Origin of the sequence: Bradyrhizobium sp. (genome assembly GCF_035484855.1) — a bacterium.
In the GTDB taxonomy this organism is placed as follows: Bacteria; Pseudomonadota; Alphaproteobacteria; order Rhizobiales; family Xanthobacteraceae; genus Bradyrhizobium.
On sequence record NZ_DATHOP010000017.1, the window covers coordinates 1 to 8,342 of the forward strand.

Annotated in this window: 10 protein-coding genes; 6 read left to right on the forward strand and 4 right to left on the reverse strand. The window is 63.9% G+C overall.

What is annotated here, in order from left to right:
* From VK804_RS01245 to dapE, 5 genes are all read left to right on the forward strand, one after another.
* Nucleotides 1-379, forward strand: a 379-nt coding sequence (locus tag VK804_RS01245; RefSeq protein WP_325366957.1) for an HAD-IA family hydrolase, incomplete at its 5' end; no start/stop codon positions are given.
* A 179-nt stretch (nucleotides 380-558) separates the two neighbouring features.
* Nucleotides 559-1,404 carry a 2,3,4,5-tetrahydropyridine-2,6-dicarboxylate N-succinyltransferase gene (gene dapD, locus VK804_RS01250; RefSeq protein WP_325366959.1) on the forward strand — a complete coding sequence of 282 codons (846 nt, stop codon included), beginning with the start codon at nucleotides 559-561 and terminating at the stop codon, nucleotides 1,402-1,404.
* 57 nt (nucleotides 1,405-1,461) lie between these two features.
* Nucleotides 1,462-2,001: a DUF805 domain-containing protein gene (locus VK804_RS01255; protein WP_325366961.1), complete on the forward strand. Its 540-nt coding sequence runs from the start codon at nucleotides 1,462-1,464 to the stop codon at nucleotides 1,999-2,001.
* A gap of 104 nt (nucleotides 2,002-2,105) precedes the next feature.
* A complete protein-coding gene (locus tag VK804_RS01260) occupies nucleotides 2,106-2,756 on the forward strand; it encodes a DUF805 domain-containing protein (RefSeq protein WP_325366963.1) in 651 nt (216 codons plus the stop codon).
* Nucleotides 2,749-3,903 (forward strand): succinyl-diaminopimelate desuccinylase, encoded by a 1,155-nt coding sequence (gene dapE, locus VK804_RS01265; RefSeq protein WP_325366965.1) that lies wholly within the window; start codon nucleotides 2,749-2,751, stop codon nucleotides 3,901-3,903. The genes VK804_RS01260 and dapE overlap by 8 nt, the downstream gene beginning before the upstream one ends.
* Before the next feature lie 80 nt (nucleotides 3,904-3,983).
* On the opposite strand, the gene truA is transcribed toward dapE, so the two are convergent.
* The 3 genes from truA to def all read right to left on the reverse strand — a co-directional run bounded on the left by truA (nucleotide 3,984) and on the right by def (nucleotide 6,324).
* Entirely contained in the window at nucleotides 3,984-4,721 is a 738-nt protein-coding gene (truA, locus tag VK804_RS01270) for a tRNA pseudouridine(38-40) synthase TruA (protein WP_325366967.1), read from the reverse strand.
* Complete coding sequence (fmt, locus tag VK804_RS01275; RefSeq protein WP_325366969.1) at nucleotides 4,721-5,653, reverse strand: methionyl-tRNA formyltransferase; 933 nt, start codon at nucleotides 5,651-5,653, stop codon at nucleotides 4,721-4,723. The genes truA and fmt overlap by 1 nt, the downstream gene beginning before the upstream one ends.
* Nucleotides 5,654-5,796: 143 nt before the next feature.
* The gene (def, locus tag VK804_RS01280) at nucleotides 5,797-6,324 is read right to left on the reverse strand and encodes a peptide deformylase (RefSeq protein ID WP_325366971.1); all 528 of its coding nucleotides are present in this window, start codon (nucleotides 6,322-6,324) and stop codon (nucleotides 5,797-5,799) included.
* A gap of 171 nt (nucleotides 6,325-6,495) precedes the next feature.
* On the opposite strand from def, the gene VK804_RS01285 reads away from it, so the two are divergent.
* The gene (locus tag VK804_RS01285) at nucleotides 6,496-7,701 is read left to right on the forward strand and encodes a DNA recombination protein RmuC (RefSeq protein ID WP_325366973.1); all 1,206 of its coding nucleotides are present in this window, start codon (nucleotides 6,496-6,498) and stop codon (nucleotides 7,699-7,701) included.
* A gap of 127 nt (nucleotides 7,702-7,828) precedes the next feature.
* On the opposite strand, the gene map is transcribed toward VK804_RS01285, so the two are convergent.
* Nucleotides 7,829-8,342 (reverse strand): type I methionyl aminopeptidase (gene map / locus VK804_RS01290; protein ID WP_325366975.1); only part of this gene is annotated, 514 nt, incomplete at its 5' end.

The window sequence follows — 8,342 nt, forward strand, 5'->3', positions numbered from 1 at the left end:
CGGCCGCAAGCTGATCCTGACCAACGGGTCGACCGACCATGTCGACAAGGTGTTGCAGCGGCTCGGCCTGGCCGGACATTTCGAGGCGATATTCGACATCATCGCCGCCGAGCTGGAGCCGAAGCCGGCGCCGCAGACCTACCGGAAATTTCTCGACCTGCATCAGGTCGATCCGCTGAAATCGGCGATGTTCGAGGATCTGGCGCGCAATCTCGTGGTGCCGCACCAGCTCGGCATGACCACGGTGCTGGTGGTGCCCGACGGCAGCAAGGAAGTGGTGCGCGAGGACTGGGAGCTGGAAGGCCGCGATGCCGCCCATGTCGATCATGTTACCGATGATTTGACCGGGTTTTTGCAGGGGCTGAGCGCGGGCAGATGATGATTTTCGTCATGCCCGGGCTTGACCCGGGCATCCACGTTTTAACTGTTTCGCGGCACTAAAGACGTGGATGGCCGGGTCAAGCCCGGCCATGACGAGTGTGTGTTCTTGACTCCTCGTCCCCGAATCCCGACAAAGCGCATCGCCTGTCCTGACCAAGCCCGCCCAAGGAAACTTCGATGTCTCTCGCCTCCCTCGAATCCACCATCAACGCCGCGTTCGACGCCCGCGACGGCATCTCGACTGCGACCAGGGGTGAAGTCCGCGACGCCGTCGATCATGCGCTCGATTTGCTCGACAAGGGCGAGGCGCGGGTGGCGATGCGCGAGACCAGCGGCAAATGGAAGGTCAATCAGTGGCTGAAGAAGGCGGTGCTGCTGTCGTTCCGGCTCAACGACATGAGCTCGATCCCCGGCGGCCCCGGCAAGGCGTCGTGGTGGGACAAGGTGCCGTCGAAATTCGAGGGTTGGGGCGAGAACCGGTTTCGCGACGCCGGCTTTCGCGCGGTGCCGGGCGCCATCGTCCGCCGCTCGGCCTTCATCGCCAAGAACGTCGTGCTGATGCCGTCGTTTGTCAATCTCGGCGCCTATGTCGATGAAAGCACCATGATCGACACATGGTCGACGGTCGGCTCCTGCGCTCAGATCGGCAAGCGCGTGCACATATCCGGCGGCGTCGGCATCGGCGGCGTGCTGGAGCCGCTGCAAGCCGAGCCCGTCATCGTCGAGGACGATTGCTTCATCGGCGCGCGCTCAGAGGTCGCCGAAGGCGTGATCGTGCGCAAGGGCGCGGTGCTGGCGATGGGCGTGTTTTTGGGCGCCTCGACCCCGATCATCGATCGCGACAGCGGCAAGATCCATATCGGCGAGGTGCCGGAATATGCGGTCGTGGTGCCGGGAACCCGGCCGGCGAGGCCGCTGAAAGACGGCTCACCCGGTCCTGCGCTGGCTTGCGCCGTCATCGTCAAGACCGTCGACGAGCAGACCCGCTCCAAGACCAGCATCAACGAGCTGCTGCGGGACTAGTCTGGATCGAACCGAATGCCGCTCCCGCCCGACTATTGCTCGAGCGGGAGAAAAGCCTTGAACACCGTTGGACTGTTTTTAAGCTTCAGGGGCCGAATGGGCCGCGCCAGGTACCTCGCCGTGCAGCTGGCGCTGCTGGCGCTCTGGTTTGAGCTCGTGGTCAAGCCTCCGCTTCAGTTTTCAGCGCAATGGCAGGCTTGGCTCTTTGTCTGGGCCGCCATCATCGCGATGATCTGGATTAATGTGGCCACGACGGTCAAGCGGCTGCACGATCGCGACAGGAGCGGCTGGTGGGCGATTGCAATTCTGGTCCTCAATCGTCTCGCTTATGTCTATTACGGTCTTTTCTTCGGGCTCTCGTTCGGGGTCGACATTTCGATCTTTGTGGAATTGCCGCTCGTCCTGCTGGCGGTTGCGACGTCCCTTCTGCAAACCGGAGTCTTCATCGAACTGGTCTTCCTGGCGGGGACCGAGGGGGCCAACCAATACGGGTTTGATCCGACGAGTGCGGTCACCGGTCCTCCCGGCGCCTCCGGCCCGGGGCCGTATGGCATTCCGGACTTTCTCGTACGCCGTGCCGGGCCGTCGCCTGCCTGATTGCGGGCTGGTTGGCGGGGCGTTGCCGGACTCCCTCGAACCTGTCGGCCGCCAGTGCGACCAATCTGCCGGACGGGCCCTTGGGGCTTCCGGAGACTGCCGCGATGGACAACAGCTATACCAGCAACCAATTCCTGTTCGGTTTTCACGGCCGCATCAATCGCGCCAAATACTGGTATGCCTCGTTGGCCAGCCAGATTTCCTGCGGCGTTTTTTTGTGGATATTGGCGTTCCTGCTCGCCGCCATTTTCGGCGACCACGTGAAGTCGATTCGGTTCGACGTCTACCTCATATTCGGCGATCCGCCGTCATTGCCTCTCCACGCCGGCTTCGCCGGTACCGGTCCGGCGGCGGCGCTGGTTCCGCTGTTGTTCTCTGCGCTGGGAACGCCGATCTTCGTCGCCGCCATGTGGTTCCTCACCGCTGCCACGGTCAAGCGGCTTCATGATCGCAACCGCAGCGGCTGGTGGATGATTCTCTTTTTCGTCGTGCCGCCCCTGTTCAACCGGTTTGATGATCTGCTCGGCGATTCCTGGGCGGTGGCTCTGCTCGGACACGCGGTCAACGCGCTCTGCCTCTGGGGTTTCATCGAAATGCTGTTCCTGAGAGGGACCAGCGGCCCAAACCGGTTCGGCGCCGATCCGCTGACGCCGGCCGACACCAGGCCACGCTGGGACCAGCAAAGCGAGCTGGAATTTGTGCCCCACGGTGCTGGCCCATCGCCCGGATCGCATGTTAAGCGGGGGCATGACTGATGCCCTTTCGATTGCCCGCGATCTCGTCCGCTGCCGTTCGGTAACGCCGGCCGATGCCGGCGCGCTCGGCGTGCTCGAAGACATCCTGAAAGCCGCCGGCTTCGAGACGCATCGCGTCACCTTCGGCGAACCCGCCACCGCGGATGTCGACAATCTCTATGCCCGGATCGGCACCGCCGCGCCGCACATCACCTTCGCGGGCCATACCGACGTGGTGCCGCCCGGCGACGAGAGCGCCTGGAGCCATGGCGCCTTCGCGGGCGAGGTCAAGGACGGCCTGCTCTACGGCCGCGGCGCGGTCGACATGAAGGGCGGCATCGCCTGCAGCGTCGCCGCGGTGCTGGATTATCTCGCCGACCATGGCGGCAAGCCAAAGGGCTCGATCTCGTTTTTGATCACCGGCGACGAGGAGGACATCTCCGTCAACGGCACGATCAAGCTGCTGCAGTGGGTCGCGGCGCGCGGCGAGACATTCGACCATTGCGTGCTCGGCGAGCCCTCCAATGTCCAGGTGCTCGGCGATTGCATCAAGGTCGGCCGCCGCGGCTCGCAATCGGGCACGCTCTATGTCGACGGCGTGCAGGGTCATGTCGCCTATCCGCAGCGCGCCGCCAATCCGGTGCCGGACATTTCGCGGCTGATCGTGGCGCTGAGCGACGACCCGCTCGATCAGGGCAGCGCCCAATTCCAGGCCTCCAACCTCGAATTCACCTCCGTCGATGTCGGCAATACCGCGACCAACGTGATCCCGGGCCAGGCGCGCGCGAAATTCAACATCCGCTTCAACGATCACCATACCCGGGAGACGCTGCGGCAACTGGTCGAGGCGCGGCTCGCCAAGGCGACCGGAAACCGCGTTCGCGCCCGCATCGTGTGGGAGCCATCGAACTCCAACGTGTTCGTGACCAAACCCGGCCCCTTCACCGATCTTGCGGTCGCCGCAATCGAGGAGGTCACCGGCCGCAGGCCGGAACTCTCCACCTCCGGCGGCACCTCGGATGCCCGCTTTATCTCGGGCTATTGCCCGGTCATCGAGTTCGGCCTGGTCGGCCAGACCATGCACCAGATCGACGAGCGCACGCCGGTGGCCGATCTGGAGAAGCTGACGAAGATCTATCGCGGGATTCTGGATAGGTATTTTTCGTGATCGCGCCGCTTCGGCAGTGGACCGCAGGGCGCCAGACACAAATTCGCGAAAACAACCCCATGCAAAGTAGGGATGGGACCCTAATACTCCACCCGCACCAGATATAGCCCCTCCGGCGGCGCGACGGGACCGCAGGCGGCGCGGTCGCGCGCGGCGAGAGCGGCGGCGAGATCGTCACCACTCCAGCGGCCGTCGCCGACCCACATCAATGACCCCACCATCGAGCGCACCTGGCTGTGCAGGAACGAACGCGCCGAGGTGACGATATCGACGGCATCGCCGTCCCTGATGACATCGAGCTGGTCCAGCGTCTTTTCCGGCGATTTCGCCTGGCACTCGCTGTCGCGAAACGTCGTGAAATCGTGCTTGCCCACCAATCTTTGCGCGGCTTCGTGCATCGCGTCCGTATCGAGCCGCCGCGGCAGCCGCCAGGCGCGGCCGATATCGAGCGCGAGATTGGCGCGGCGGTTGCTGATCCGGTAGAGATAGTGCCGCTTCTTCGCCGAGAAACGCGCCTCGAAATCATCCGGCACGATCTCGGCCGACAGCACGCCGATCGGGTTGGGGCGCAGATGCGCGTTCAGTCCGTCGCGAAAACGCCCCGGCACGAAATGTTTTGCGATGTCGCAATGCGCGACCTGCCCCAGCGCATGGACACCCGCATCGGTGCGGCCGGCGCCGTGGATGCGGACTTGTTCGCCGCAGACCGCCTTGACCGCATCCTCCAGCGCGCCCTGCACCGACGGGCCGTTGTCCTGGATCTGCCAGCCGCAGAACGGGCCACCGTCATATTCGATGATGAGTTTGTACCGGAGCATCAGCTTAACCGCATCGGCGGCTTTAGCGGCGTGCCGCGCAAAAAATCTTTCGCCTTCATAGGCTTTCCGCTGGCGCGCTGCAGTTCGAGAATGCGGATAGCGCCACCAGCGCAGGCAACGGTGAGATGATCGTCGAGCAGTTGGCCGGGCGCGCCGGCGCCATCGACCTGCGCGCAGCGCAGGATCTTGACCCGCACTTGCTCGCCATCGATCGGAATCTCGCACCACGCGCCGGGAAACGGCGATAGCCCGTGGATATGACGCAGCACCGCGTGCGCCGGCCGGTTCCAGTCGATCCGCGCCTCGGCCTTGTCGATCTTGGCAGCGTAGGTGACGCCCTCTTCGCTTTGCCTGGTCAGCTGCAGTTTGCCCCGTTCCAGCGCACCGATCGCGCGCGCCATCAGGTCTCCCCCGAGCCGCGCCAGCGCATCGTGCAGATCGGCAGCCGTCATCGCATCGGTGATCGCGATGCGTTCGGCCATCGCCACGTCGCCGGTATCGAGGCCGGCGTCCATCTTCATCACCATCACGCCGGTCTCGCTATCGCCGGCCATGATGGCGCGGTTGATCGGCGCCGCCCCGCGCCAGCGCGGCAGCAGCGAGGCATGCAGGTTGAAGCAGCCGAGTCTTGGAGCGTCGAGAATGGCCTGCGGCAGGATCATGCCATAGGCGACGACGACGGCGGCATCGGCGTCATTCGCGCGGAATTCCACAGGCGCCTCCAGCGTCTTCAGCGTCGCCGGCGTGAACACGGGAATGCCAAGCCGCCTCGCTTCGACCTCGACGGGGCTCAGTTGCAGCTTCATGCCGCGCCCGGCAGGTTTTGCGGCGCGGGTATAGACCGCAGCGATCTCGTGGCCGTGCGCCACGAGATCCAGCAATGTCGGCACCGCGAAATCGGGCGTGCCCATGAAGATCAAGCGAAGGGACATCTTTTCGAAAATTCCAAGGAGAATTCAGTTTATCCGTCATGGCCGGGCTTGTCCCGGCCATCCACGTCTTTGGCGCGGCGAGGAAGAAAGACGTGGATGCCCGGGACAAGCCCGGGCATGACGACTGAGAGTTTGGCCCGTCGCTACTCCTCGGCCCGTTTGGCGGCCTTGGCAAACTTCTTCAGCACGCGGTCGCGTTTCAATTTCGAAAGGTGATCCACGAACAACACACCGTTGAGATGATCGATCTCATGCTGGATGCAGGTCGCAAATAGACCCTCGGCGTCTTCCTCGTGCACCTTGCCGTCGAGATCGGTGAACCGCACCCGTACCTTCGCCGGCCGCTCCACCTCCTCGTAATATTCCGGGATCGACAGGCAGCCTTCCTCGTAGACCGACGTTTCCTCCGAGGACGAAAGAATCTCCGGATTGATGAAGACGCGCGGCCGCGGCGTGGTCTCGCCGTCCTCGTCCTTCTTGGCGAGGTCCATCGTGATCAGCCGCAGCGGCTCGGCGACCTGGATCGCCGCAAGCCCGATGCCGGGCGCATCGTACATGGTTTCGAACATGTCGTCGGCGAGCTGGCGGATCTCCGGCGTGACCTTCAGAATCGGCCTGGAGACGAGCCGCAACTGCTTGTCGGGGAGGATGATGATTTCGCGCAAGGCCATGGCGGGCGATTTAAGCGGTTGATTTGCCGGGGTCAATCCGCTCGCGCGGTCCGTTCACCATCGCTTAACCATGAATTTTAGCGAAGCATTAACCATAAAAATTTACCTGCGATTCACCATAAATGTTCGCCCTTCGTTCGCGCCGGCCGCCGAATCGGCTACAAGGGCGCCATGAACGAGATACTTTTCATGATCGGCGACTGGCCGGTCCGCACCGGCACGGCGCTGATCGGCTTTGGCGCGCTGGCGCTATTGCTGCTCCTGATCATCACGATCGCGATCGCCCGGTCCGGGCGGCGGGGCGCGGAATTGGCGATGGCGCAGGCCGTCCGCGCCGACGAACTCGAAGACCGCCTCAACGAAATGCTGCGTGCCCAGAGCGAAGCCACCGGCCGCGTCGATGCGATGGGGCAGCATCTGGCCGGCCGCCAGGCCGAGATGGCGCGCGCCGTCAGCGAGCGGCTCGATTCGGTGACCCACCGAGTCGGCCAGTCCATGGAGCAAACTACCCGCAACACCATGGACAGTTTGCGCGTGCTGCACGAGCGGCTCGGCATCATCGACAACGCCCACAAGAATCTCACCGACCTGACCTCGCAGGTGACGACCTTGCGCGACGTGCTCGCCAACAAGCAGTCGCGCGGCGCGTTCGGCCAGGCGCGGATGGAGGCGATCGTCCAGGATGGCATGCCCAAGGGCGCCTACGAATTCCAGTTCACGCTCTCCACGGGAAAGCGGCCGGATTGCGTGGTGTTCCTGCCCGACCAGCGCCCGCTCTGCATCGACGCGAAATTTCCGCTGGAGGCAATGACCGCGCTGCACGACGCCCGCAGCGACGAGGAGAAGAAATCAGCCACGCAGCGGTTGCGTGCTGACGTCATGAAGCATGTCAGCGACATCGCGGAAAAATACCTGATCGCCGGCGAGACCCAGGATACGGCGCTGATGTTCGTGCCGTCGGAATCGGTCTATGCCGAGATCCATGACGGCTTTGACGACGTGATCCAGAAGGCCTACCGCGCCCGCGTCGTGCTGGTGTCCCCGTCGCTTCTGATGCTGGCGATCCAGGTGATGCAGCAGATCCTGAAAGACGCGCGGATGCGGGATGCCGCCGACCAGATCCGCACCGAGGTACTCAACCTCGGCGACGACCTCGGCCGGCTCCGCGATCGCGTGCTGAAGCTGCAGAAGCATTTCTCCGACGCCAACGAGGACGTCCGCCAGATCCTGATCTCCGCCGACAAGATCGAAAAGCGCGCCGGGAGAATCGAGGAGCTCGATTTCAGCAAGACGGAAGTGCCCGTGGAGGCCCCGCGCCTCGTCAAGGCTGGAGCGGGCGAGCTATTCCCGCTGCGCAAACTGCAGGCGGGGGAATAGGGACTCGGCAGAACGGGGCGTAGCCACGCAACCCACAAATTGTCATCGCCCGGTCAAGTATACAGCCCGGCTATGACATTGGAATGCGGGTCGGCTCAGCGCACCGGCCGATGGCGGGTATGACGACCTAGACCGGCGGCTTCTCGCCATGGCGCTGCGATAGCGTGAAGATCTCGAAGCCATCAGGCGTCACGCCGACCGAATGCTCGAATTGCGCCGACAGCGAGCGGTCGCGGGTCACCGCGGTCCAGCCGTCGGACAGGATCTTCACATGCGGCTTGCCGAGATTGATCATCGGCTCGATGGTAAAGAACATGCCGGGCTTCAGCGTCACGCCTTCGCCGGGGCGGCCGATATGGATGATGTTCGGCTCGTCGTGGAACATGCGGCCCAAGCCGTGGCCGCAGAAATCGCGCACCACGCTCATGCCTTGCGGCTCGACGAAACTCTGGATGGCATGGCCGACATCGCCGGTGGTGGCGCCGGGCTTCACCGCGGCGATGCCGCGCATCATGGCCTCATGGGTCACCTCGATCAGCCGCTCGGCCTTCCGGGCAATCGGACCCACCGCATACATCCGGCTGGAATCGCCGTACCAGCCCTCGACAATGAAGGTGACGTCGATATTGACGATGTCGCCG

Bases quoted from the DNA above. Each gene is read 5' to 3' on its own strand.
- dapD (WP_325366959.1), top strand. From the start codon at position 559: ATGTCTCTCGCCTCCCTCGAATCCACCATCAACGCCGCGTTCGACGCC.
- VK804_RS01260 (WP_325366963.1), top strand. From the start codon at position 2,106: ATGGACAACAGCTATACCAGCAACCAATTCCTGTTCGGTTTTCACGGC.
- dapE (WP_325366965.1), top strand. From the start codon at position 2,749: ATGACTGATGCCCTTTCGATTGCCCGCGATCTCGTCCGCTGCCGTTCG.
- truA (WP_325366967.1), bottom strand. From the start codon at position 4,721: ATGCTCCGGTACAAACTCATCATCGAATATGACGGTGGCCCGTTCTGC.
- fmt (WP_325366969.1), bottom strand. From the start codon at position 5,653: ATGTCCCTTCGCTTGATCTTCATGGGCACGCCCGATTTCGCGGTGCCG.
- def (WP_325366971.1), bottom strand. From the start codon at position 6,324: ATGGCCTTGCGCGAAATCATCATCCTCCCCGACAAGCAGTTGCGGCTC.
- VK804_RS01285 (WP_325366973.1), top strand. From the start codon at position 6,496: ATGAACGAGATACTTTTCATGATCGGCGACTGGCCGGTCCGCACCGGC.